The sequence below is a fragment of the Emticicia sp. BO119 genome (assembly GCF_013912375.1).
Taxonomy (GTDB): Bacteria; Bacteroidota; Bacteroidia; order Cytophagales; family Spirosomataceae; genus Emticicia.
Genome location: NZ_JACETV010000012.1, coordinates 1 through 24,502 on the forward strand (window position 1 = coordinate 1; position 24,502 = coordinate 24,502).

Here is a 24,502-nt window from a genome sequence, read left to right on the forward strand (position 1 = left end):
CATCAAGATTAGTTAGAAAAGCATTGAGCTTCTCTAAATCCTTGGAAAATCATATCGGAGCAATAAAGTACTTTATTTGCAATTATAACCTTGAAAGGAAAGCATTACATTTTTAGGACTACCTAGGCATATTACGACTTTTAAGTATTTCAATAGGGTATAAAAAGGTGATTATCAATGTTATTTCTGCGTAAATATTTTTCCCTTTAATGGTATTTTGAGCAAAATTCTATAAATTTAATAACAATATTATAGAACTATCGGGCGCAATACGATTGATTAAGGCTGATGTAGGTGAAGCTGATGGTCGTACTGTGCCCTTTTGATCTAACCAAACCTAAAACTCTTTTCAAATTATGAAACAGCTATTTCATGAACAACCTCAAAGAATTCATTCCGTAGATATTTTACGAGGATTGGTGATGGTTTTAATGGCAATTGACCACGTACGTGTATATGCAGGCGTTCCTGCAGGAGGTTATACCGCCGACCTGTTTTTTACCCGTTGGGTTACTCATTTCTGTGCACCAACCTTTGCCTTTTTTGCCGGAACAAGTGCCTTTTTATACGGACGAAAAATAGCAGATAAATCACGTTTGATGAAATTTTTGTTAACGAGAGGGTTATTATTGGTAATCCTCGAACTGACAATCGTTCGTTTTTTCTGGACTTTCAGTCTTGATTACAGTTCATTTGTCTTGGCTGGTGTTATCTGGATGCTTGGTTGGTGTATGGTTTTATTATCACTTTTTATTCGCCTTAAACCTTATGTAATAGGTATTATTGGGGTATTGATAATTGCTTTCCAGCAAATCTTTAGCCATGTACCAAAGCTATTTCCTGAATCTATGCAGAGTTCGGTAGGGTCGGTATGGGCGTTTTTTTATCCCTCAGATTTTGAGCCTTTAGGTAATATAGCTGTACTTTATGTATTGATTCCCTGGGTTGGTATAATGATGGCAGGCTATGGGTTTGGGCTGATTTTGCTAAAGAAACCCGCACTCAGAGATAAAATCTGTTTAGCAATAGGCTTAACTGCTATTGTTATATTTGCAATTGTGGGTAGTAGAATAGTGTATTATAGCAATACTCCTGATAACCCGATGCCGTTATTTTTCAGATTGCTCAATCAAAGCAAGTATCCACCTTCACAACTTTATGTATTGATGACATTAGGGCCTATTATTGCATTAGTTCCTGTGGTCGAGCGGGTAAAAGGGTGGTTAACCCATATCTTAGCTGTTTTTGGGCGTGTGCCTATGTTTTATTACCTCATGCATATTCTGCTTATTCATATCAGTGCTTTGATTGTTAATTATCTGCGTGACGGCGCTACACATCAGGAATGGTACACAACTGCCCCTTTTGCACAAGTACCTGAAACCAACCGATGGCCATTATCACTCCTCTATCTGGTTTTTCTGGTTGATGTTGTGATTCTCTATGTAAAGTGTAGCTGGTATGCAAAATATAAAGAAGCTCACTCTGAAAAAGGGTGGTTGAAATATTTATAAGGTAATAACTGCCACTCATCAAGTATAGTTGCCGCTTATACAGATTGTGCAAAATGTTAATAAACTGTGTATAACAATGTACCTTTTATTGCATTATACTTGTATAGTGAAACAATCTTATGATAAGCTATTATAACTATGAAAAAACTAAAACTATTACTTTACCTGTCGTTATTGCTTTGTGCTTTTTCCAATGCAAGGGCAGCTGACATCAGTCAAAGAATTGACAGTCTGATGAACGCTTTATCTCAAAGAGGGCAATTCAGTGGAAGTATTCTGGTAGCGGTTGGGGGGAAAGTTATTTATCGAAATGGTTTTGGAGAGGCAGACAGGGAAGCCCATATACCATTCAGGCCAAATACAGTTTCTTGTATTGGTTCTTTAGCCAAGCAATTTACTTCAATGGCCATTATGTTATTGGCTGAACAAGACAAACTGCAATTCGACGACCCTGTTACAAAGTATGTACCTGAAATAAATACATTTGCAGAGGGTATTACTATCAGGCATTTGCTGACACATACTTCCGGTATTCCTGACGTTGGTGATTTGGGTATTGATAATCCAAGATTGAATAATGATTTAGTCATTAAAACTTTGCAGGGGTATAAAGCCAATGTGGCAAAGATGTTTATGGCTCCCGGATTGAAATATCGGTATAGTAATACAGGATATATGTTGCTGGATGTAATAACAGAGCGACTTTCCGGGCAGAATAGGGATGATTTTATGCTGCAACAGGTTTTTCATCCATTGCAAATGGCTGATACTTTTGTGTGGGTTGGTAAATCATCAAACCCGAAAAATGCGGCCTTAGGTTATACGCCTTACGGTGATTTGAATAGAGGTGTGACAGGCGGGGTGTATTCAACAGTAGATGATTTGTTTAAATGGGAGAATGCTTTGAGTACTGAAAAACTGGTACACAAAGCTACACTTGATATAGCCTATACACCTTATCCGGTTAAAGAGGGTACTTCAACCTATGGTTTTGGCTGGAACATCACGGCAAAAGATGGCAATCAGTTTATCTGGCATACGGGTAATACCGGAACTTACCGGGCTTTTATCGGGCGTATGCTCCCTGAGCGTATTGCGGTGATTATGCTTACTAATAAAGGAATCAGCAAAAGAATGGAAATAAATGAGGCGATTGTAAATATGATTCATAAAAAGCCTTATGAGATGCCTAAAATATCTATTGCCGAACATCTGGATATGCTGATCAAGCAGGAGGGGATTGATAAGGCCATCGAAAAATATCAATCTTATCAGACAAACGATACGAAAAATTACGATTTTGCAGAATCAGAGTTAAATTCATTAGGGTATGAGTTAATGAGCAAGAGGAAAGGCAAAGAAGCTATCCGTATTTTTGAATTGAATACAATTGCTTATCCAACCTCGTCTAATGCTTTTGATAGTCTGGCAGAAGCCTATTATAATATCGGCAATAAAGAACTCGCCATTAAGTATTATAAAAAAGCTTTGGAGCTTGACCCTAAGAATCTGAGTTCGTTAGGGATGTTGAAAAAACTAAAACCATAATTGTTGATTCATGAAAGAGTAGATTTGGTTTTTTGCAATGAGATAGAATCGAGATTATAAATTCAAAACAGACTATTGGCTGAATGTGTCTGATTTTCTATCTTTGAGCAAAGACAAAATGCGAGAGGCTTCATGACCACAAATCAACAGATAGATAAAATAATAGCTGCTTTATACGAGTATCAGGTAACACAAAACTTAGATTGGACTCAACTGCCCAACTATGAAGCCCTTTGCAAAGAACTGTTTGCTGATGTACCTAATTTTACAGAAAGGCACTATCAGAACCTACTGTATATGCTGAACAGTAAGCGGCTGATAATTACTCATACCGAAACACCCGAAAATGCTTATCAAAACCCCATAAGTTTAAGACCTGAAGTAATTGAATGGTACGAACAGTTTCATTCCTACCTTGATTATCTGGATTACCTCGAAGAAAAAAGACAACCTAAAGCCTTTCGTGAAGATTTTGATGAGGATATTGATTCAGAATTATCAGAACGAAAATCTATCTGGGGTAGGATGCCTGTCTGGTTGAAAATACTTTTAATAGTAGGTATAATAGCTGCCATTACCGTAGTCGCACTGGGTATTCATGTATGACGATTTTTCAAATCGTCGCAGAGAAGTGTTACCTGCAGAGGATTTAATCCTGATATTCATTTTAACGTCTCCTCTCTCTTCAATTATTATTTAATCTCAAAATTTCCCGTAAAACCCTTGCAATACTCAATTATAATAATTTACTTTATTGTCTAAATATTTTAGTTACTAAAATAAATTATTAATAATGAATCAAGAATTGAGTAATGAACAGATACAGACCATCAGCGAATTAGGTAAACTCTTTTCTGATGCCACTATTCTGATGCACGAAGCCATTGCCCGAAAAGCAGGCCTTACGGGCACTGACCATAAATATCTGGGCATATTAATTCAAAAAGGGGCTATGACAGCCGGAGAGTTTGCCCAATTAACAGGGCTTACAGGTGGCGCGGTTACAGGCTTGATGGACAGACTTGAAAAGAAAAGTTTGGCCAGAAGAGCATTTGACAAAGACGATAGAAGAAAAATTATGATAGTGCCTGAAACAGAAAATGCCATGCAGTTATTAGGAGGCATATTTGCGCTATTGCAAAGCAAAATAGTAGGCATAATTTCAACTTTTTCAGCTGGTGAGAAGAGAGCCATTGAGAAATACCTGCGCTCTACTATGGCAGTAATGAATGAAATAACTTATGAATTAAATAACGAACAATAAAATGGAACACATAGCAAAAGATTATATTTCAAGAGGGGCCACCTGGCTTTTTATTACTACACTCATCTATTTTCTGATGAATGGCGCACAGATTTTTGAAACTGCCGTAATTGTACCTAAGTGGACGGCATCGCCTGATGAATCTTTTCAATTATTCAAAGGTAAATACGGACTTGATTTTAAAACATTCTGGATAGTGATGCACTCGGTTCATGAAATTACTTTTATTGCGGCTATTGTTTTCTGTTGGAAATTGGACTCTATCCGAAACTGGCTGTTGATTCTGTTTCTTATTCATTTTGCAGTAAGGGTTTGGACATTAGCTTATTTTGCGCCTAATATTATAGAGTTTCAGAAAATAGCTAATGTTGGTAGTAATACAAGTGATTTACTAAGCAGAGCGAACCTCTGGCGAGCGTTGAATTATGTTAGGGTAGGTATTTTTATTGCTATCTCCCTTGGATTGATTCCTCTTTGCATCAAAATCATGCATTTAAAGTTTGAGTAGACTTCAGATATGAAGTTATACCCTTAATAAAGAATATTGAAAGAGAATAGAAGGACTAAGCAGGTCTGTTATTAAACCTATCAATGGCAGGCATTAATTTTAAAAGGATTATGGCTCTCTAACATAAACTTTGTTGGGGTACTTTCTGAGTAAATTATCTTCACTTTTGAGCCTACCTCAATATATTGACTGGTATTTAGTCCATATAAAGTTCTTTGATGAATTTCCTGTTTGTGATTTGTAATGAATCTCACAACAGGGAAAAAAGACTTTTCACCCTTATTGTTTGAGTACTCTTCATAAGCTGTGATTTCCCCTTGGGCTGTCAAACCGTTCTGTCTCAATTGATTATAAATCCAGTAGGTTCTTCCTATAAACGGAAGAAAAACAAATATGAGAACCGCAAAAGAAGAGATGAGGGTTTCTATTATCATTTCACAACATTTTAAGCTATGGTAGATTTAAGTTAATCCGTAGAAAAACTAATATCCAAGCGCAATTAATATCCTAATCAATAAATACTCAAAACACCTCTCCAAAATTAAAGTAAATATTACGGGAGCCATCCCCTCCAATACCATAATCAATGGCTAAATTGGCTCTTGAAAATTTGTTGACTCTTATGCGTAGCCCTGCGCCTACGGCAGGAATAACTTTCTGAAATCTATTATTGGCTATTTCTGTTACTGTTTGCAAATTAGAGAATAGTACACCACCTAAAAGCTGATTTCTTGTAAGCGCGAATCTGTATTCTGTTTCAAAATACATCAGATTTTTACCTCTGAACCGTCCTTGAATAAAGCCTCTGCCCGTATTAACGTTGGTATCCCAACCGGTGCTTGGCATATCTAAATAGGGAACAGTACCATGAGTAAAGAAATTATAAAACCAGAAGGCAAGAATATGATTGGTGTTTTTGCTTAGGTCAAAATACTTGCGGACATCAATCAGCAAAGATTGATAGTTGGTATTGCTTCCTAATGTTTTAAGGCTTTGTTTGAATACAATGTTAGCATAAAAGCCCTGTGTAGCACTCAGAGAGTTGGTACGGCTATCAAACAACAAAGCCAATGTTGGCCCAGATGAAATAGATTTACCTGCAACCCCCAGAGAATAATCTGAAATATGCTCAACGGTACGGCCGTCAACCATACTTTGTATTTTCCAATGGTAATCAAACTGATAACCTATGCCTATATATAAATTCCTGCCAATGTTACGCATCAGAGTCTCATAAAGTTTCAGATATCTGAAATCCATATCAACAGGATTATTTAAAGAAGTATTCATGCCTAAGCCATAAGTGGCTTGTGGGTAATTCATGAAACGCCAGTCGGTAGAGAAATAATACTTGTTATTTTTGGAGAAATAACTGGTCGTGTATTGGAAAATAGTTTGTTTATTCTGGGTATAAACAGCCAATAAATTCAGGATTGAAGTATTTGCATTGGTGTTTTGTATAGCCACATTAGTAACTGCCTGTAACAAAAATCTACTTTGGGGTGCATAGCCAGGTGTAGGCAAAATGGCTATCACTTTGCCTCCCTCTTTCAGTGAGGTGGAATCAGTTTTTCGAGGCTTTTTGATATTAAAAATTTGTCTGAATATATCAGTTGCATCTTTTTGCCGTGAATAAGGTATTTGAGCCAGTAGAATTGTTGGAGTAAAAAGTAATAAAAATATAATGCGTATTCGTATGCTCATAAGGTCAAAAGAAGCCAATAATTTAAGTAAATGTGGTAAGAATAGTTAATCAGGGCAAGACAGAACGATATTTATTTGATAACGAAATAAATCAAAAAAGGTGGCATTAGACCACCTTTCTTTCAAAAGATTTTTATGAAAAGAGGAAGTATTGCGGAGTTCGGCGATGAGCTACCATAATTAAACGAAATATCCTGCAAAATCCGTACACAAATGGCAATCGTCTATTACAACAACTCACCGCTTAATTCCTGACAAATTATTGTTCACAAATTTTCTCTATTTTCTGTTTAGTCTCATGCCATCAATTCACATGATTTTTTACATATTCAGATAAGACTTTATCTATTTCATGAATCGGCATTTCGTCGGATAATTTTACTTTATTTAATGCTTCTACAAACGGAATCTGGTCTGAAAATACTTCTTTAATATTTGATGCTGTTAATGGATAAATGTCGGATTGGCTATTACGGCTGAAGTAGTAATTATCTGCAAATACATCTTTTATATTTCCCTCTCCTGTTGTTTCTCCCAATTTATAAAAAATAACAGATAAGCCTTTTGGGGCGTAAGCGATGGCGTAATCGTCATTATTATAGATGCGATAATCCTGATTGTTTTTGCGGAAACCCCAGATGTCAGATTTAGTAAATTTAGTTTTTTCAGTATTTTCAATGATAATCAATTTGTCGTCAAACTCACGGATATGATTGTCTTTTGATTTTTTATCAAAGCCCATTTCAGGGATACCATTCTCAAATTCATCAGCATTGAGGAAAATGCCATTTGATGGAATATCCCCCATAAATGATGCCGGGGTTATGTTGTGAGTAATTAAACCGGTAGCGGCTGTTTGCGCATTGACAAAAAATGGTAAGGTAAGAAGGCTTACCATAATAATGTTCTTTTTCATTGTCTTGTTTGAGCTTTAAAATAATATAATGATTTAATTAGCGTAGAAGTGAGTCCTATCATAAAATCGTATATTATGGTCTGTTTTGTTGCCGTTTTGTTGTGACAAAGTAAATGGGTCAGTTTAAAAGCGATTTAAAATTTGTATTAAAGAGAAGTTAAAAATCTTAATTCAAAGGAAATCGAGAGAGGTTTAAGGACATTTATAAGGAAATGACGGATTTCTCTTTCAGAAAATTCTAAGGTTTATTATTATTGAATCAGTTTTTATGTATTCCTAAAGCGGTATATCATGCTGATGACACGTAAAAAGAAACTCAAAAAAATAGGTTTCCTGCTCCTGATTGTTTTTATATTATTGAACATAGTTGGTTTTTTTCATGCCTATAAATTTACCCATTTTGGTGATAATAAACTTGCCCGCACCAGAGACCCCAAAGAGCTTACATTGATGCATAGACTCAAATCTTTAGCATTGGGTATCAACAATCCAAGGCCTACGAATTGGCAATTCCCTGCGACACCGTATCAGACCATCCGATTAAAAAGTAATAAAACTATTGAGTGTTGGTTAATGAAAACTGGAAATGCCAAAGGAACTGTAGTGCTGTTTCATGGTTACGCAGGTGAAAAATCTTCTCTTCTGGAGAAATCAGTTATTTTTCAACAATTAGGATATAATACTCTGCTGGTAGATTTCATGGGTTCGGGTGGTTCAGAAGGGAATCAGACAACCATAGGTTTCTTTGAGGCAGCAGAGGTAAAAACCTGTTTTGATTACCTGAAAAGCATCGGTGAAAACAAGATTTACCTATGGGGTACTTCTATGGGAGCTGTGGCAATTATGAAAGCCATCAGCGACTATGCCATTCAACCCACAGGTATTATGATTGAATGTCCGTTTGGTTCGATGTACGAAACCGTTTGCGCCAGATTCAAACTCATGCATGCTCCCACTTTTCCCATGGCAGGTTTACTTGTTTTCTGGGGTGGTTTGCAAAATCATTTCTGGGCATTCGGGCATAATCCGTCAAAATATGCCAAACAAATTACTTGTCCCGCATTGTTAATGTATGGAGAATTAGACGACAAAGTAAGCAGAGCAGAAACAGATGAAATATTTGCCAATCTACAAGGCGAGAAACAACTGAAAACCTACCCTTTGGCAGGTCATGAAAATTATCTGAATAAATATGCGCGGGAGTGGAAGGCAGATATTACAGGTTTTTTATCGAAGTTTTAAACTTTATTTGCTTACTACTGTTTCAATATTATTTCAAATATCAGAACTTTGTGTTGGAACATTAATCAGCATGAAAAAAGAGCTTTTTTTATACTTATTCATCTACCTGCTCGGCTTAAGCATTGTATTTGCGCAACAACCTGTAGCGCAAAAAATTATTGTACCATTTATACCCGCGTCACTCGAACTTGCAGGCGAGAAAGTACCCTTAGAGAATCCGATCATTCGTGAGCAGTTGGAGCAAGAGCTGATCAAAAACGTATATAAACATTCATCAACCCTGATGATACTGAACCGTGTGGGGCGGTATAAGGAGAAAATAACGGGTATATTAACTAAAAACAGGATACCTGAAGATTTCTTCTATCTGGCTGTTATTGAGAGCGAATTGTGGCCTTATGCTAATTCGGGAAAAGCAGCGGGGTTCTGGCAATTCAGAGATTCTACCGCCAAAGAGTATAAATTAGAAGTAACTAAATTTGTTGACCAACGGAGGGATTTGGAATTATCTACTCAGGCGGCCTGTAATTTTCTGAATAACCTTAATAAGACTTTCAAAAACTGGACGTTGACGGCTGCTGCCTATAACTCAGGTCGTACAGCTATTTTGAATACATTGAAAGCACAAGGCGTACAATCTTATTATGATTTGCATTTGACTTTAGAAACTAACGATTACGTCTTCAGGATGTTAGCTTTAAAGCTGATTTGCGAAAATCCGGCTAATTATGGTTTTGCAGTTAGCAAAAAAGAGCCATTTGAAGCAACGGAAGTGGTTGAGGTAAAAGAAGATATAAATCTGATAGAACTGGCAAAGAAGTATAATATCAATTATAAAATACTTAAATATTATAATCCCTGGCTGGTATATAATCCTGGTTCGGTGAAGTCTGATAAATACTACGAACAAAATAAACTGATGAATATAATGTTTGAAGTAAAGGAGGGGAAAAGCTATAAGTTTTTAGTGCCAAAGCAATAGCATAAAAAAGTACAATAGATTGAAATATTAATGAAGCAGAATGAAATTCTCTTTGAAATAAACTCAAAACAGTTGTACATTTCGCAAAAATTAAGCTGGACTATTCTAAGACCCATTAATGAAGAAATACTTACTTTTACTATTTTACCTTTTGTCTCATTCCGTATCGGCGCAGACATACCATTTTGATATATTAAAACATCTCAATACCCAGACAGCAGACTCTCATCCTCTTCAGATGGTGAAACTTGACAATCAGGTAGTGGTATTGCAGGAAGGCATCGACACAAGTGATTATAACCCGTATATTCCACCCAGATGGGAACTCTGGAAAAGTAATGGAACAACTACGACTAATTATGCCAATACAACAGCGTTTTATGGAACATACAGAGGTGCTCAAACCATCAACAATAAACTGCTTTTCTTCAATTCTTATAACATGGGACTATCTGATCCTAATTCATCTCAGATAGTAAAAATACCTTATGCTCCAGAGGGACAATTTTCCAGCCAAGCTACACCGGTTTTCTTCAAAAATAAAATTTTCTTTCAGTCATATCTTTATAAAAACGGACAATCGACAGGAAGCGGTGAAGAACTGATGTACTATGATGAAACTACAGATAATACCTACTTTCTGAAAGATATATGTACCACAGGTAGTTCGGAACCAAGGAATCTTACAGTAGTTGGAGAAAAGCTATTTTTTACGGCTGATGATATAAGTATAAATCATACCGTTAATAGAGAGTTGTGGGTTACTGACGGCACGACTGATGGGACTGTCAAGGTAAAAGATATAAACCCTAATGGCTCTGCATTTATTTATTACGGCCTTCTGGCAAAATTTGGAAATAAACTAATTTTTCAGGCTTACGATGGGGTAAATGATGCCTTATACGTGTCAGATGGAACTGAAGCAGGCACATACCCCTTTAAATATACTCGGACATTCTCTGAAATCGGGAATCAGTCTATAACTATTTTTGGGATATATGAAGTAGGTACTAAAGCTTTTCTATTTATAAATGTAGGCAATAAATATGAAATATGGGTGACAGACGGCACTGATGAAAATACAAAGCGCGTAGCCTATTATAAAAACTATGGCATGTTTGGACCTAATGAAATAGCCTCGAAAGACGGATATATATTCTTTATTGCTAATGAGACTCTCTATAAAACTGATGGAAATGTGGTGATAATGATATCAACCGGACATATTACACCCTATGAAAGCTCTTTTAAAATGGTATATAATCCTGTAAATCAGAACTTGTATTTCTCTCATGGCAAAAGCATTTATCAGACTACCGGGAACTATAACGGTACTGTGCTGATAAATGATAAATTTTACAAAGAGGATACCTGGGATAATAGGCCTATTGAATTTGAGGTAGTGAACAATAAAGTATTGGCTATATGCCAGCCAACTTATTTTAATTTTGGCAAGGAGTTATATGAAGTGCAACCTGACACCATTAAAATAGTGTATGACTTTCGGAAACAATCAAATTCGCCACATATTTCTCCCATTTTTAATCATCAGGGGAAAACCTACTTTTCGGCGAAAGATGGACGGATGGAATATCCTAAAATATTTGAAACCGACGGAACACCTGAAAATACAAGGGGTGTACCAGCAAAAACTTATCAACCAACAGAGACTTGTTTCAAGTTAAATGGTTCCTTTTATTTTATTGAATATAATGTTCTGAAAAGAGCCAATTTTACTGCTGGTGTTACCGATACTATTAAGACTTTACCCTATGACTGTTATACCATCCGACCTGTTTTCGACGAAAATAAGGCGTATTTCTTTACCTATAGTGGCTATTCATATCAATACAATTTATGGAGTACGCAGGGAACGGCAGGTACTACGCAAATGATATGCCCCTTTACTGATGTTCAGATGTTATTTATGCATTTAGGCTCAGAGGGGCTATACGTATTTACCAAACGTTCCGGCGGTATGAAAGTATGGTTATTAAGACCTAACTCCAGCACCCCTGAACTATTAAAGGCCACCAGTTTTTTGCCTTTGGACCGTCTGGATCTCTGCACCTCATTTCGAGGTAAAACCGCTTTTGTCGTTTCAGGGGGGTCAGAAAGGCAGGTCTGGTTCTCTGATGGCACAGCAGATGGTACAGTTCTGGTAAAGACCCTTGGAATGAATAATTCAAATGAAGAAAGCGATGTTTATTTCACACCCGATTATTTTTATTATTTGAGATCACCCTATGGCGAAGGGTCAACATTATGGAGGTCGGATGGAACGAATGAAAATGTAGTATATCATATATCAGGCACAGGTGAAGAGTACACCGGAACGGGTATTTTACGCTTATGTAATAATATACTTTATATTGGGTTGAATAAAGAATACAGCCAGTTTGGCTTCCTTTATAAATACGATACCATAACCGGAGAAGGCTTATTGCTGAAACAAGTAGGGAAATTTAATCGGGAAGATTTTTTATGTTTAGAAAACAATATGGTTTTTACAACTTTAGGCAATGGTAGCGAGGGCCCTGATAATACGCGCAAAAATTATTTGTTTTTAAGCAATGGAACAATAGGCGGAACACAGATGATAACTACTCTTGAAAAAGATGATTACTGGTATGGCAGATTTCCGAGTACTGGAACTTATCCATTGAGTGAAAAAGAAACCCTTGTATCAGTCAGTGATGATTTTTATAACCAGGAGTGGTTTGTATTCAGAATCTGTAAAAACGAGTTAAGTTTAGATAGTATAAGCAATCAATCAAAAACAGAGCGTTCGGCTACTACAATTGTTTCTACTGAAAAGTTAGATGGCAGAATTAGTGTAAACTATTATGCCCCTAAAAGTATTACGCTTAATCCTGGCTTTACTACAAGTTTATCTAATGTATCTACAAGTATATTTAAGGCGGAAATAAAAAATCAAACCTGTAATTTCAAAAATTGATAATTCGATTAATACTCTTGTTTTGAATAAGTATTAGTGAATACAGTTATTAAAAAAAATTAAGAACCTTTGTTTTGTAGAAGAAATTTCTCAGAAAAATTCTATTCAGTTAAACAAAATACTTGCATAAAATATCTACAGGTAATTTTTAAAGATATAAAATTAATACTCTTTATACTAAATATTATTTTTAAAGGCATTCTAAAGATATTATTGCTTTTTAATAAAAACCTGCCATCAATATTAGTGTTTCTTATAATGAAAATTGTATTTTATTTTTTTTTGGCATGAAAACTGCTTCAAATAGTACAAAATAAATGATTTTGCGAAGTCATTTTTTTTTTTTTGCAATATTGTGACATATTCTTTGGAAAATACAAAAAAATAAAATAAAATTTGTAATCAGTCTATCCAATAGACTGATTACAGCAAAAGTTGTTTTAGAAAGTCGTAAGATTTTATCTTACGATTTTTCTTTTTTTATTGCCTGCTTAATTCAGTAAAATAAAAAAAACCAAAACCCCATATCATAAGGGGTTTTGGCATGTTTGTTTTCTGGCGATTTGGATAGTTAGAAACTAAAAAACGCAGTTCACTTTTTATAATTAGCAAAAGTCATTTGAGAAAATCGTTGGGGCTACACAAATCATCTCATCTACAAAATTTAGTTTTTTATTTTAAAAAAACAATACTTCATCGCAATTTTAAATGGATTTTAATAAGTTTATAATAAGTCTTTATAAGCTGATTGAGCTATCGTACTGAGTTTGTATTCGGAATTTTAAGGTTAAAAATATAAGTATAAATGCTTGATATAATCAGCGTTTTCAGTCTGCATACAACTGATCGATTCAATAAGAATGAAAGAATCAAATAGAGAATAATGACGGATAAATCATGATTATTAACAGGTAAAATTATTATGGGATTTTTATTTATGCTAAATTGTGAGTAAGACAATTTTTAATTCTGTTATGACTGAAATTACCAAAGAAATCGCACAAAAGTCCTTTCAAAATCCACATCAGGAAGCTATAGTAAGTTTAATGTTTGTTTCGCAGAGAGTCAGAGCAAAGCTAGAAATCCTTTGCGAAAGCGAAAACATCACCCTTTCTCAATTTAATATCCTCAGAATTTTAAAGGGGGAGTATCCCGGTGCTCATCCACGTTCAGAAATCCGTAAACGGATGATTGATAAGTCTGACGTAACCCGTTTGATTGACAGATTAGAAAAGAGGGGTTTGGCCAAGCGAATTAACGCTGAAAAAGACAAGCGTCATTCACTGACAGTGATTACCGAAGAAGGTATTGCTTTATTGGAAAGATTAAATGTTAAATTCCCTGCCGAACACCATGAAATACTCAAAAATTTTAATGAAACTGAGTTAATAGCATTGGTAAAACTTTTAGAAAAATTTGTTTAAAATAATTTGTGTGTTACAACACACTTTTATATTTTTGTTGAAAAACCATTAATTATGGCTCAACAAGGACAAATTATTGAAAACAAAGTTACTGGGGAGAAAGTGACTTTTTTAGCTACTGCTGCAGATACAGACGGTAAATACTTACGCTTCAGGTTAAATGTAAAACCACAAGGATTTGTAACTGTTAATCATGTGCATCCGAGTCAGGATGAGAAGTTTGAAATGAAAAAAGGAAAATTGAAAGTACTGGTTGGGAAGAAGGAATTTTTTCTGATACCAGGCGAGACTACACTGATTCCTAAAGGTATAGGGCATCAATGGTGGAATGAAAGCCCCGACGAAGAAGCCGAGATGGAGGTTGAGTTTACTCCGGCAGGAAATATGGAGACTTTTCTGGAGCAATATTACGGACTATGTAACGAGGGTAAATGTGATGCCAAGGGTACTCCGGCCTTTATGCAGATTATGTCGTTTGGCAATGAATATGAACTTTTTGTATCAGGCCCACCTATTGGAGTACAAAGAGTAATGTCAGCTGTATTAGGAAGTATTGCCCATTTAATGGGCTACAAGAAGTATTATGCACAATATGCACGATAGAATAATGCGTATTGTTTTTTTACTTTTTGCCTTTTCAACAATCAGGTGCTTTGTTTATACTGAGATGGATAAACAAAATGAGTGGCTTCAAGCCAGATAAGGAAAGGCGGGATATATAGCAAGTAAAGAGTGTTTCAAAACTTAGCAACGAACAGATCAAGCTATTGAAATTCAAAGTCTTCATAACAAACTGACAAACGTAAATCGCGCAATGAAAAATCTGATAATAAGACCTGCTCAGAAAGAGGAAATTGAAACACTCTTAGCATTTGAACAAGGGATTGTAACTGCCGAACGCCCTTTTGATAGTACTTTGAAAGAAGGTGAAATTCACTATTACGATTTAATATATTTAATTGAGACGCCTGTAGCGGAAGTAGTGGTAGCTGAAATAGATGGTCAGCTTGTTGGCTCTGGGTATGCCTTAATCAAAGAAGCAAAGCTATATCAGAAACATACGCATTATGCTTATTTAGGTTTTATGTATGTGAAGCCGGAACACAGAGGACAAGGTATAAATAAGGCTATTTTAGAAGCATTGAAGCAATGGGCTATAAATAAAGGAATCCGAGAGATTCGGCTTGAAGTGTATGAAGAGAATATAGTAGCAAAAAATGCCTATTAAAAGGCAGGATTCAAGGGTAATTTATTAGAAATGCGTTTGGAATTGGATATTGAATAAAATTATGTGTATAATTAATTATTGAAATGGAAAAGGGTTTTACAGCGATTGATAAACAAACTGCCTCACATTATTTATGGGGAGATAATTGTGAGAGCTGGGTATTAGTTGATAGTGCGGGTTTATCGGTCAAACAGGAATCTATGCCTGGTGGAGCAAGAGAAAAACTACATTTTCATACCTATGCCCAACAATTTTTCTATATTCTGAAAGGTACGGCTATATTTTATGCTAAAGGTGAAAGAATAGTGGTAGATGAACAAAAGGGCTTACTGATAAACCCAGGCACAAAACATTATATCGCCAACGAAACCGACGAAATATTATCATTTTTAGTGATTTCGCAACCAACTACCAATCAAGATAGAACCACAATTGAATAATATAAAAATCATGAGTGAGTACTCAATAAAAGTAAGAAGAACTGACAGACAGGAAACAGACGAGGCATTTCTGACAGAATTATTAAATGAATCGGTTTCCTGTTCTATTGCCATCGAAAAGGAGGGATTCCCGATGATGCACGTGGCTTTTTTTGTGTATGATGAAGCAAACCGGGAAGTTATCTTTCATTTTTCAAAATACGGGTATGCCGGACAGGAAATAACCGATGGTAAGAAAGTTTGTGTATCAGTTTATAAACATGGGAAACTATATACGGCAAACAAAGCTGTTGATTTTGGCTGTGAGTACCAGAGTGTAATTATTTATGGCAAGCTACGGATTGTAACAGATGAAGTCGAACATATGGAGGCCATGCAAGTATTTTTCAATAAGTTTTTTGGGCACGTTCCCCAAGATACATATGAGCCAATGACAGCAGCACAAGCCAAGCCTATTTATGTGGCAAAAATCAGAATTGAAAACTGGATTGGGAAACAACATTTAGTTCCTGATGTTGCTTTAAATAACTTTTATTATCCTGCTTCACCTGTCATATAGTGTTAGAAGAGCTCATAAAAAGGTAAAGACGCAAAAATTGCGTCTTTACGAAGTAAACAAACTTTTAAAACAAAACTACGAGAATTATATAAGAAAGGGTTATATCATGTTGTTTAAATGGCTAAAGCAATACCAATTTAATAGTATTGCCTTTTCAATATAAAATCAGGTTAATAAAGGAGTAAACTACTAAAGTTGCACACCTCTTTTGTAAATATAGAAAAGTTAAAGCGGTTTAGTGAATTTTCAGAGGAATTTTATTTCAAAAAATTATTAAGAGGTTTTACAATAAATGCTTTTCAAGTTTATTCACATGCCACTCTACAGTCTTCTGCACAATTATTGATGCCTGGGTAGCATGATTGCCAAAGCGTTTCACAAATTTATCATGATTCACCAGATATGGGTGTTCAAACTGATAGGCTAATTCATAATATTCTTTAATCAAAGGATTGAAAAATCCTGCCATCCAGACTGCTAACTTTGGTAGTACTATTGCTTTTGCTTTTTTATGAGTCTCAATTTCAAACAATTCTATCCATTGATATAAGTTCATGGCAGGTGCATTGGGGGTATGCCATATTTGCCCGAAAGCATCTTGGGCATCACCAACTCTGGCAATAGCTTTAGCGAAATCATGAATATAAGTAAAAGTATGTGGTAGCTTTGGATTACCTGAAAGAATAATGCTTTTGCCTTGATATAATCTATCTAAAAAATCAGTACCAAAAAGCCCTTTATAAATTCGTGGCCCTATAAAATCTGCCGCTTTTACAATTGCTACCCGTTTACTTAACTGTTCACCTGAGTTTAATAAAGTGTTGACAACTCCCGTTCTTATTTGTCCTTTTTTTGTTTTGGCTTTGTGTGGCATTGTTTCAATGATCTCCTTGCCTTTTACATCTCCATAAGAATAAAGATTATCAGCAAAAACCAAACGGGCTTCTGTTTTACTCAAGGCATAAGCTAAAGCTGATGCAGTGGCAGGATAAAAATCAGCCCATAACTGGTAAGGTACATCCGTACAACTAAAAATCACTTCTGATTGTGATGCAATGTCTGCCATATCACTCTTGTTGGTTACATCTGCTGCCTTTATCTGAACATTGGGTGGGAGGGTGACGGTTGCTTTTAATTCTCCTTTTCTGTTTACCAATGTGATGGCTTCTTCGGAGTTTTGTTGGAGCAGGGCTTCGAGTATAGCAAGCCCCAATTGTCCTGTTCCTAAGATTGTTTTCATGATATAACTAAAAGAAGAATGAATAACTGATACCCGGTGTCGGATTGATTTTCAGACTCTGGTCTTTGGCAGCTACGGCAATAGCGCCGATTCTGAGGTTCAATCCTTTCCAGACCATCCAACGGAAACCTATTTCTGCACCCATCGCATTTTTGCCTTCGTAATCCTGGCTTAAACCTCTCAGGTATGAAGCCCCTGCGTAAAAAGAAGAAGGATTTTCTTTTTTACCTACAGGTAAGAACCAGAGTGTAACACCTGCTTTAATGAAATTGGTATTTACACCCGACTTAAAGGCTGTCGGATAATAGCCCGCATGAACTGATAGATGTTTGTGGCGGTATTCTGCGCCAACGGATGGATTTCTGAATCCGTTAATGCTTAATTCATTTTTTGAAAAGCGACTTTGTGCAAAAGTGCTGATAGAAACTACTAAGAATAGGAGCGTAAAAATTGATTTCATTTTGATTATTTGATTTATGATTATTTTAAAAGAAAATTTTATTTGTCGGTTAACTGATATCTACCAATGTGAGGTACAACATCGCCACCCATATAGAGGTATCCGTTATGTTCTTTTACCGCTCCTGCTTCGGGCATAACCATGCCTTTGGTATCGAATAATGATTTAAGTATTTTGCCGTCGGTAGAAATGTGCATGACCATTCCGAATTTCTCGGCTTTAGGTTGCATGAAATCTGGTAGGGCATACACCAATTGCTTCATGCCTGTTTTGGGATGTATTTTATCGAGGGCATCAGTACGTTTAGTAGAAAAACCTAACCAGTAGCTACCGTCTTCTCTGATAGAGATACCATTTGGGAATCCCGGAAGATTATCAATAAATATTTCGGTCTGGCCTGTCTTTACGCCTTTTATCCAATATTTCAAAACTCTGTATTTTGAAGTTTCAACTAATAGCACATAATTTTCTTCCTTTGACAGCACTACCCCATTACCGAAGTATGTGCCTTTAATGAGGGTCTTTACTTTGCCTGTCTGAGGGTCATAGCAGTAGAAGCCACCGATAGGTTTCATCTCCAGGATTACTTTTCTTCCATAATTGATTGTGTAAGCCGAAACATCAGAAGTATTAGAAAAATAGATTTTGCCATCAGAAGCAATATCCAGCCCATTCGGAATAAGGAAACGATTGCCATTTTCATCCTGAGTGGCTAATACTTTCACTTTTTTATCCAGGCTTATGCTAATTAAGCCTTCACGATGGCTGAGGGCAATCAGGTTACTGTCAGCATCAAAATGAAGTCCTGCTACCCAAGATTCTGCGGCATAATATACTTCAACCTCACCTTTCGGATTGATTTTGAGGATTCGGCCATCGCTGAAATCAGTGGCACTATTATGAACACCACAGTAGAGATTTCCGGCTTTATCGAAAATAATATCTTCCGGGCCAAAGCCTTTTTGGGTTTTGGATGTAATAGAGAGTTTATAGGCAGTACTTAATTTTTCGTTTAAAGTGGTTGTACCTTCAAAGGCAGGTGTTGGCATAGGCTGCCACGACTTTGGATGAATAGTGCAGGCACTAAAAGCCAGCGAAAAAACAAATGTACAATAGAGAGAAGTATTTTTAAAGCTTTGCATATCGTCTGTTTGTTTAATTGACGATGCAAAGTTCGGGGCTGCAAAATTGCTTTTACCGGACAAATGTCCATAAAGTAAAATCAGCGGATATTATTTCTGATACGACTCAGGTGTCGGGGAGTTACGCCCAGAATAGAGGCTAAAAATTGTAGTGGAATGCGTTGGAGCAGATGCGGCTCTTCTGTAAGCATCTTTTCGTACCGTTGTTCGGCATTCAGTACAATCAAATCATGGCGTGTGGCATCAATGCCACAGATTGATTTTTCGAGTAGTAAGATATAGAATTCTTTAAAGCCTGGTACTTCATTGACTAATTTTTTCAGATTAGCTTTGCTGATTAAACTAATGCTGCTGTCAACCAGCGCACGTATATTTTCACGCGCAGGTTGCTCTCCTACAAAACTCAACAATGAAGCTAAAAAGGTATTTTCGATGGAGATATAAGTGGTGATTTCTTCTCCATCTTTCAGGGAATAGTACTGAAACATACCACTTTCAACAAAACCAATGTGGCGACTTGTTTTGCCTTCTTCCACTATATGGTCATTCTTTTTAAAGGTCTGAAATGTAAAGGCATTCAGAATGGTTTCCAGCGATTCTCCTGAAAAACCCATCATTTCAAATTGCTTTTTTAGCTTAGAAGGGTGGGGCATAGATAATATGATTGAATATGGACAAAATTAACAAAACAATTAACATATCAAATAGTTAATTTCTTGAAAATCAGTACATTTCTTTAAGATAGTATCTATATTATTCATTAAATTTGCTTAAACTAAAAAGCATAACAACTTATAAAATTATGGAAATCTCAGCTATTAAAGATCCGATTTTCCGTAAGGCAGTAGCTGCCATTGATATGGGAGATATTGCCTTACTACAAAACCTATTAACTGCTTACCCACAACTTATTTATAAAAGGCTTGATATTCCCGAAGAAGGTTATTTTAAACAGCCATATCTTATCTGGTTTGTGGCTGATAATCCTATCAGAAATAAGAAACTCCCAACAAATATTGTAGCTATTACCCAATTGCTGATTGAGAGAGCTAAAAAAGCTAATTTTGAAGACTTTCAGTACTGTATTGATTATACGTTGGGCTTGGTGTCTACAGGTAGTGTGCCTCGTGATTGTGGTGTACAAATTGAATTGATTGATTTACTGATTGATGCCGGAGCTGCGCCTGGCGGGGGTGTAGGCGCACTGGCGCACGGAAATATTGATGCTGCCAGACACCTGATAGAAAGGGGAGGAGAATTGACCTTAGCTTCTGCTGTTGGTCTTGATCGTGTGGATAATGTGCATAGATTATTGAAAGATGCCACTGATATAGATAAAGAAGTAGCATTGATGATGGCCGCTTTTTATGGTAAAACAGATATGATTAAGCTGTTAATTCAAGATAAGGTTAATGTAAATGCTTATCTGACGCCAACATCCGGATTTCATTCGCATGCAAGCGCTTTACATCAGGCCGTTTCTTCAGCTTCTGTGGAATCAGTAAGGGTTTTGGTAGAGGCAGGGGCAAGTCTTGAGGCTAAGGACTTAGCTTATGGAGGCACTCCATTGGGTTGGGCGATGTATATGCAAACAGAAGAAATAGATAAAGAAAAGATGAAAAAATATGCTAAAATTGAGGAGTTTCTACATGAAAAAATGAACCTTTAGTAGAAAAAAATTAGCGTATGAATAACCGCATTCATACGCTAAAACATATACCTAACAACAATCTTAAGGCAAGACAGGCTTATCAGCATCGCTTAAAATTTTCACTAATTCTTTTTCATCAATATCAGATATATTCTCGAGAGCTTTTAGGTAGGCATCGTTTTCATTCATTCTTGCAAAGTCTCCGTTTACAAAATGGACTTTGTTTTCTTTAGTCAAAACACTGACGACGGATTTCGGAGTCATGTTAAATGCTTTCATTTTATCGTCATGAAAAACCAGATAATAAATCTCTTTATTTCTGATTTCTCCATCATATTGTTGAGAACTTTTACCATAGCCGCTGCTGGCTATTGTATTATTTATCAGCACAGGAACTAAATCCCGCACATACTTTTTTAAAAGCTTAACTTTACCATTATACAATTGCTCATAATACCTGCCATTAAGCATGACAAAATCATGGCCCGCGAGCGTGAAGTTTATATTAGTTAAGGGTGTGATTTTATCTGCCAGTTTCACCAGCAGTATATCATTTGCCAGATTCAGCATGACAGGTGCGGTAATAGGGGCTGTAGAGCTATCGATAGTAAAAGTGATTGTTTCAAAAACATCTATAAAGAATGGACTGCCTAAAAAAGTCATCAAACGGGAGTTGTAGTGTACCCCTGAACTGACACTACCTGTCTGTACCTTTACTTCAACTGTTGTTACTTTTTTCCCATCCTGTATTTCTACTTTAGGTATCTGTGCACTTGTCATATAGTTGAGACTTTGAGCACTTGTGGTTGAATACACAGCAAATGCTATCAGCAGAATAATCAATCTTTTCATAGTTGTATAAGTTTTATTGTTTTAGCCACTCGATTGCCAGTTGAATATAATTTGTTTGATTGGAGTTTTCTATATCAGGAGATACTTTTTTACCATACATTTTTTTTGTTCTGTCAGCCATAGTCGAAACCGTCAGATAAAGTACAGCACCATCGGGTATATTAATATTCTGATTAGCAGTTGATAAGCCACAGGTTGATAAACCAAAAAACTCGTTTCAGATCTGGCTTTAAAGGCGATAGCAATCGCCTCCCCTGAACTGGCTGTTGCTTCATCAATAAGCACAGCCACTTTTGGGTTTGGTTTTTTCAATACATAAGGATTGCTCAATTGAACTCCGCCCGCACTACCATTTTTATATCCCCAATCGTAGGCTAAATTATCAGGGTCAATGAAATATCCTGCTGTGCCTTCTCCCAGTATAGGGCCGATTCCTACCAGCATAGGCCACATATTACCGCCACGATTATCTCTTAAATCAACAATCCATCCTTTAATAGCGTCATTATCAGCCGCTTTTATAGCCTCTTGAATAGCCCTCGCATAATTGTTTGCTTCTTCACTCAGATTGCTTCCCGAAAAAGTTCCTACTTTAACATAGCCTATTTCTTTGCCTGGTGTGGGTATAACAGGTGTTGGGCTTGTACAGTTTAAAGTTTTTTTGTAAGTTACATATTCTCCTTTACTTGTTATAAAGAAACTGTGAGAATCTTCAAGCTGGATGAGTGCCAACTGAATGGCTTCTTTTGCTTTGACATCGTCTATGCTTTGTGCGCCTTTAGCCTTAGTCAATATGTTTTTCCTGAATGTCTCCCAATTAATAGTTTTACGATTAATTGAATACCTTTCCATGTTCGACATAAGTGTGTTAAGGTAGGCTTCAACCTCTGGATTAGTAGCGGGTTCGGCATCTTTTTGGCAGGCACTATGAGTGATGGTAACAATTGTAAGGAGTAAAAGATATAGGAGTTGTTTCATGAAAAAGGTTTTAAAGTCTCAGCTAAGAAAATTTCAAGTATAGTTTAAAGACCTAATGCATAAACGTATGATTTGGTTGTATGTATAAAAATATTTTTGTGCCCTTATTAAGGATTCTCTCCTGTGTAGCAATAGCGGTTGCAATTAAAACTTTTCACTTATCAACTCATGATTTACAAATGCTCCCGTCGCCGAGCCTGATGCCACTGCCATAGCTACTGAGCGCATAGGATTTGAATTATCGCCACAGGCAAACACACCTGAAATATTGGTTTTTTGTGAATTGTTTATTTTGAGCAAGCCGTGGTCTGTTAATTCGCAACCAAGCGATTCAGGAATAATTGAATGTTGTACAGAGACTGGTCTTGAATAAATCGCATCAAGTATAAAGGATAAGCCATCAGTCAATGCGATTTTCTCAATTTTACCTTCTCTATGTATCAATCGTTTAATCGGAGTTTCTATAATATTAATCTGGTGTTTTTTAAGCGTTGCTAATTGCTCTTCACTCAATGTTGATGCGCTATTAGTAAAAATTATAAGGTCTTTTGTCCAGTTGTTGATTAATTGTGCATAATGAAAGGCGGCATCACCATTGGCAATAATCCCTGTTTTCTTGTGATGTATTTCATAGCCATGACAATAAGGACAATGTACTATAGAAATACCCCAGCATTCGGCAAAACCGTCAATTTCAGGCAGTATATCTTTCAGGCCGGTGGCAAGGACTAATTTTTTAGTATAAAAAAACTCGTCATTCTGAATTTCAACCTTAAAGCCATCTTCTGTTTTGGTTGCATTAGTGACCAATCCCTTATAAAATTCTACGGTCTTATACTGAGCTATTTGTTCCAGGGCAATATTGGCTATTTCTTTAGGCTTTTGCCCATCCTGTGTAAGAAAATTGTGTGAGTGAGGGGTTTGTTGGTTGCAGGGGTACCCACCATCAATCACTAAAACTTTTCTTAAGGCTCTTCCTAAACTCATAGCTGCTGAAAGCCCTGCATAACTGCCACCTATAACAATTACTTCAAATTCCTGATTATTGCTCATCCTAATATCAATTAGTTTAAAGTTGTTGAATCATTATTTGTACAAATGTAATAATATTTCTTAAATGCAACAATGTTGCGAATATTGGTTTTTTTAAATAGTAATTAATCTAATAGTATGATACCTTATGAATAGTTTATTTGTTATTTTATAAATTGCTTCAGATATTAACCTTTATTAAAAATGAGCATTATTGATAAGTTAGCTACCTCTCTGAATAGAAGAGATGAAGTACCCAATCAGGAATTGGCAAAAGAAATTGTCGGGGCCGAAAATAGAGAAGCCATAGCAGAATTAATTGAAAATCTCTTGAATAAAAGCAAAGATATACAGAGCGATTGTATTAAGGTGCTCTACGAAATCGGAGAAGCAAAACCACAAATGATTGTAGCTTATGCCAGTAATTTTGTTGAGTTATTAGACAGCAAAAATAACCGTTTACAATGGGGAGCTATGACAGCCTTGAATACTATTGCTTCGCAAAGCCCGGCTATTGTATTTGGGGCATTAACTAAGCTGGCTGCCGTAGCTGACAAAGGCTCTGTGATTACAAGAGATAAGTACGTAAGTATTCTGACGAAATTGTGTTTGGTAGATGCTTACAAGAGTGATGCTTTTGACCTACTGCATGAACAATTTTTGATTAGTCCTACCAACCAATTGCCTATGTATGCTGAAAATGCTACAAGTATAATAGATAAAGCACATCAACCTGCTTTTATTAAAACGTTGATAGCAAGGTTACCCGAAATTGAGAAAGAAAGCAAACGTAAGCGCGTTGAAAAAGTATTGAAAAAATGGCAGGGTAAGTAATACAAGACGTCTGGCATGGTATTTT

General features: G+C 36.2%; 25 protein-coding genes and 1 pseudogene. 16 read left to right on the forward strand and 10 right to left on the reverse strand.

The window, feature by feature from the left end; translation table 11 throughout:
* The 6 genes and pseudogenes from H1R81_RS25450 to H1R81_RS25475 all read left to right on the forward strand — a co-directional run.
* Positions 1 to 116 (forward strand): annotated as a pseudogene (locus H1R81_RS25450) (IS1 family transposase); the annotation flags it as partial.
* Positions 117 to 356: 240 nt separating this feature from the next.
* Entirely contained in the window at positions 357 to 1,514 is a 1,158-nt protein-coding gene (locus H1R81_RS25455) for a DUF1624 domain-containing protein (protein WP_181843580.1), read from the forward strand.
* Between the two features lie 138 nt (positions 1,515 to 1,652).
* Positions 1,653 to 3,062, forward strand: a complete 1,410-nt coding sequence (locus tag H1R81_RS25460) for a serine hydrolase (protein ID WP_181843581.1) — start codon at positions 1,653 to 1,655, stop codon at positions 3,060 to 3,062.
* Between the two features lie 132 nt (positions 3,063 to 3,194).
* A complete protein-coding gene (locus H1R81_RS25465; protein WP_181843582.1) occupies positions 3,195 to 3,668 on the forward strand; it encodes a hypothetical protein in 474 nt (157 codons plus the stop codon).
* 187 nt (positions 3,669 to 3,855) lie between these two features.
* Positions 3,856 to 4,326 carry a MarR family winged helix-turn-helix transcriptional regulator gene (locus tag H1R81_RS25470; RefSeq protein WP_181843583.1) on the forward strand — a complete coding sequence of 157 codons (471 nt, stop codon included), beginning with the start codon at positions 3,856 to 3,858 and terminating at the stop codon, positions 4,324 to 4,326.
* Between the two features lies 1 nt (position 4,327).
* Positions 4,328 to 4,834, forward strand: coding sequence for a transposase (locus tag H1R81_RS25475; protein ID WP_181843584.1), 507 nt, complete (start codon positions 4,328 to 4,330; stop codon positions 4,832 to 4,834).
* Positions 4,835 to 4,914: 80 nt separating this feature from the next.
* Here the strand turns inward: H1R81_RS25475 and H1R81_RS25480 are convergent, their stop codons facing one another.
* From H1R81_RS25480 to H1R81_RS25490, 3 genes are all read right to left on the reverse strand, one after another.
* The gene (locus tag H1R81_RS25480) at positions 4,915 to 5,268 is read right to left on the reverse strand and encodes a DUF3592 domain-containing protein (RefSeq protein ID WP_181843585.1); all 354 of its coding nucleotides are present in this window, start codon (positions 5,266 to 5,268) and stop codon (positions 4,915 to 4,917) included.
* An 88-nt stretch (positions 5,269 to 5,356) separates the two neighbouring features.
* Entirely contained in the window at positions 5,357 to 6,538 is a 1,182-nt protein-coding gene (locus tag H1R81_RS25485; RefSeq protein ID WP_181843586.1) for a BamA/TamA family outer membrane protein, read from the reverse strand.
* Between the two features lie 304 nt (positions 6,539 to 6,842).
* The gene (locus H1R81_RS25490; RefSeq protein WP_181843587.1) at positions 6,843 to 7,454 is read right to left on the reverse strand and encodes a hypothetical protein; all 612 of its coding nucleotides are present in this window, start codon (positions 7,452 to 7,454) and stop codon (positions 6,843 to 6,845) included.
* Positions 7,455 to 7,751: 297 nt separating this feature from the next.
* On the opposite strand from H1R81_RS25490, the gene H1R81_RS25495 reads away from it, so the two are divergent.
* From H1R81_RS25495 to H1R81_RS25530, 8 genes are all read left to right on the forward strand, one after another.
* Positions 7,752 to 8,696 (forward strand): alpha/beta hydrolase, encoded by a 945-nt coding sequence (locus H1R81_RS25495; RefSeq protein WP_220275314.1) that lies wholly within the window; start codon positions 7,752 to 7,754, stop codon positions 8,694 to 8,696.
* 70 nt (positions 8,697 to 8,766) lie between these two features.
* Positions 8,767 to 9,678 carry a lytic transglycosylase domain-containing protein gene (locus tag H1R81_RS25500; RefSeq protein ID WP_181843589.1) on the forward strand — a complete coding sequence of 304 codons (912 nt, stop codon included), beginning with the start codon at positions 8,767 to 8,769 and terminating at the stop codon, positions 9,676 to 9,678.
* A 118-nt stretch (positions 9,679 to 9,796) separates the two neighbouring features.
* Positions 9,797 to 12,637 carry a 3-coathanger stack domain-containing protein gene (locus H1R81_RS25505; RefSeq protein ID WP_181843590.1) on the forward strand — a complete coding sequence of 947 codons (2,841 nt, stop codon included), beginning with the start codon at positions 9,797 to 9,799 and terminating at the stop codon, positions 12,635 to 12,637.
* A 974-nt stretch (positions 12,638 to 13,611) separates the two neighbouring features.
* On the forward strand, positions 13,612 to 14,061 hold the full coding sequence (locus tag H1R81_RS25510) for a MarR family winged helix-turn-helix transcriptional regulator (RefSeq protein WP_181843591.1): 450 nt from the start codon (positions 13,612 to 13,614) through the stop codon (positions 14,059 to 14,061).
* A 54-nt stretch (positions 14,062 to 14,115) separates the two neighbouring features.
* Positions 14,116 to 14,664 (forward strand): cupin domain-containing protein, encoded by a 549-nt coding sequence (locus H1R81_RS25515; RefSeq protein WP_181843592.1) that lies wholly within the window; start codon positions 14,116 to 14,118, stop codon positions 14,662 to 14,664.
* 211 nt (positions 14,665 to 14,875) lie between these two features.
* Positions 14,876 to 15,289 (forward strand): GNAT family N-acetyltransferase, encoded by a 414-nt coding sequence (locus H1R81_RS25520; protein ID WP_181843593.1) that lies wholly within the window; start codon positions 14,876 to 14,878, stop codon positions 15,287 to 15,289.
* 83 nt (positions 15,290 to 15,372) lie between these two features.
* Positions 15,373 to 15,729: a cupin domain-containing protein gene (locus H1R81_RS25525; RefSeq protein ID WP_181843594.1), complete on the forward strand. Its 357-nt coding sequence runs from the start codon at positions 15,373 to 15,375 to the stop codon at positions 15,727 to 15,729.
* 10 nt (positions 15,730 to 15,739) lie between these two features.
* Positions 15,740 to 16,288, forward strand: a complete 549-nt coding sequence (locus tag H1R81_RS25530; RefSeq protein WP_181843595.1) for a pyridoxamine 5'-phosphate oxidase family protein — start codon at positions 15,740 to 15,742, stop codon at positions 16,286 to 16,288.
* A 283-nt stretch (positions 16,289 to 16,571) separates the two neighbouring features.
* Here the strand turns inward: H1R81_RS25530 and H1R81_RS25535 are convergent, their stop codons facing one another.
* The 4 genes from H1R81_RS25535 to H1R81_RS25550 all read right to left on the reverse strand — a co-directional run bounded on the left by H1R81_RS25535 (position 16,572) and on the right by H1R81_RS25550 (position 19,783).
* Complete coding sequence (locus H1R81_RS25535; RefSeq protein WP_181843596.1) at positions 16,572 to 17,528, reverse strand: NAD-dependent epimerase/dehydratase family protein; 957 nt, start codon at positions 17,526 to 17,528, stop codon at positions 16,572 to 16,574.
* A 7-nt stretch (positions 17,529 to 17,535) separates the two neighbouring features.
* On the reverse strand, positions 17,536 to 17,988 hold the full coding sequence (locus H1R81_RS25540; protein WP_181843597.1) for a hypothetical protein: 453 nt from the start codon (positions 17,986 to 17,988) through the stop codon (positions 17,536 to 17,538).
* A 38-nt stretch (positions 17,989 to 18,026) separates the two neighbouring features.
* Positions 18,027 to 19,130, reverse strand: a complete 1,104-nt coding sequence (locus H1R81_RS25545) for an SMP-30/gluconolactonase/LRE family protein (RefSeq protein WP_181843598.1) — start codon at positions 19,128 to 19,130, stop codon at positions 18,027 to 18,029.
* 80 nt (positions 19,131 to 19,210) lie between these two features.
* Positions 19,211 to 19,783 carry a Crp/Fnr family transcriptional regulator gene (locus H1R81_RS25550; protein WP_181843599.1) on the reverse strand — a complete coding sequence of 191 codons (573 nt, stop codon included), beginning with the start codon at positions 19,781 to 19,783 and terminating at the stop codon, positions 19,211 to 19,213.
* Positions 19,784 to 19,932: 149 nt separating this feature from the next.
* On the opposite strand from H1R81_RS25550, the gene H1R81_RS25555 reads away from it, so the two are divergent.
* Positions 19,933 to 20,799, forward strand: a complete 867-nt coding sequence (locus tag H1R81_RS25555; RefSeq protein ID WP_181843600.1) for an ankyrin repeat domain-containing protein — start codon at positions 19,933 to 19,935, stop codon at positions 20,797 to 20,799.
* A gap of 63 nt (positions 20,800 to 20,862) precedes the next feature.
* Here the strand turns inward: H1R81_RS25555 and H1R81_RS25560 are convergent, their stop codons facing one another.
* From H1R81_RS25560 to H1R81_RS25570, 3 genes are all read right to left on the reverse strand, one after another.
* Positions 20,863 to 21,633, reverse strand: coding sequence for a hypothetical protein (locus H1R81_RS25560; RefSeq protein WP_181843601.1), 771 nt, complete (start codon positions 21,631 to 21,633; stop codon positions 20,863 to 20,865).
* Positions 21,634 to 21,765: 132 nt separating this feature from the next.
* Positions 21,766 to 22,611, reverse strand: a complete 846-nt coding sequence (locus tag H1R81_RS25565) for a S41 family peptidase (RefSeq protein ID WP_181843602.1) — start codon at positions 22,609 to 22,611, stop codon at positions 21,766 to 21,768.
* 144 nt (positions 22,612 to 22,755) lie between these two features.
* Positions 22,756 to 23,664, reverse strand: coding sequence for an NAD(P)/FAD-dependent oxidoreductase (locus H1R81_RS25570; RefSeq protein WP_181843603.1), 909 nt, complete (start codon positions 23,662 to 23,664; stop codon positions 22,756 to 22,758).
* A gap of 183 nt (positions 23,665 to 23,847) precedes the next feature.
* Here H1R81_RS25570 and H1R81_RS25575 point away from each other — a divergent pair, with 183 nt between their 5' ends.
* The gene (locus H1R81_RS25575; protein ID WP_181843604.1) at positions 23,848 to 24,477 is read left to right on the forward strand and encodes a hypothetical protein; all 630 of its coding nucleotides are present in this window, start codon (positions 23,848 to 23,850) and stop codon (positions 24,475 to 24,477) included.
* Positions 24,478 to 24,502 lie beyond the last annotated feature (25 nt).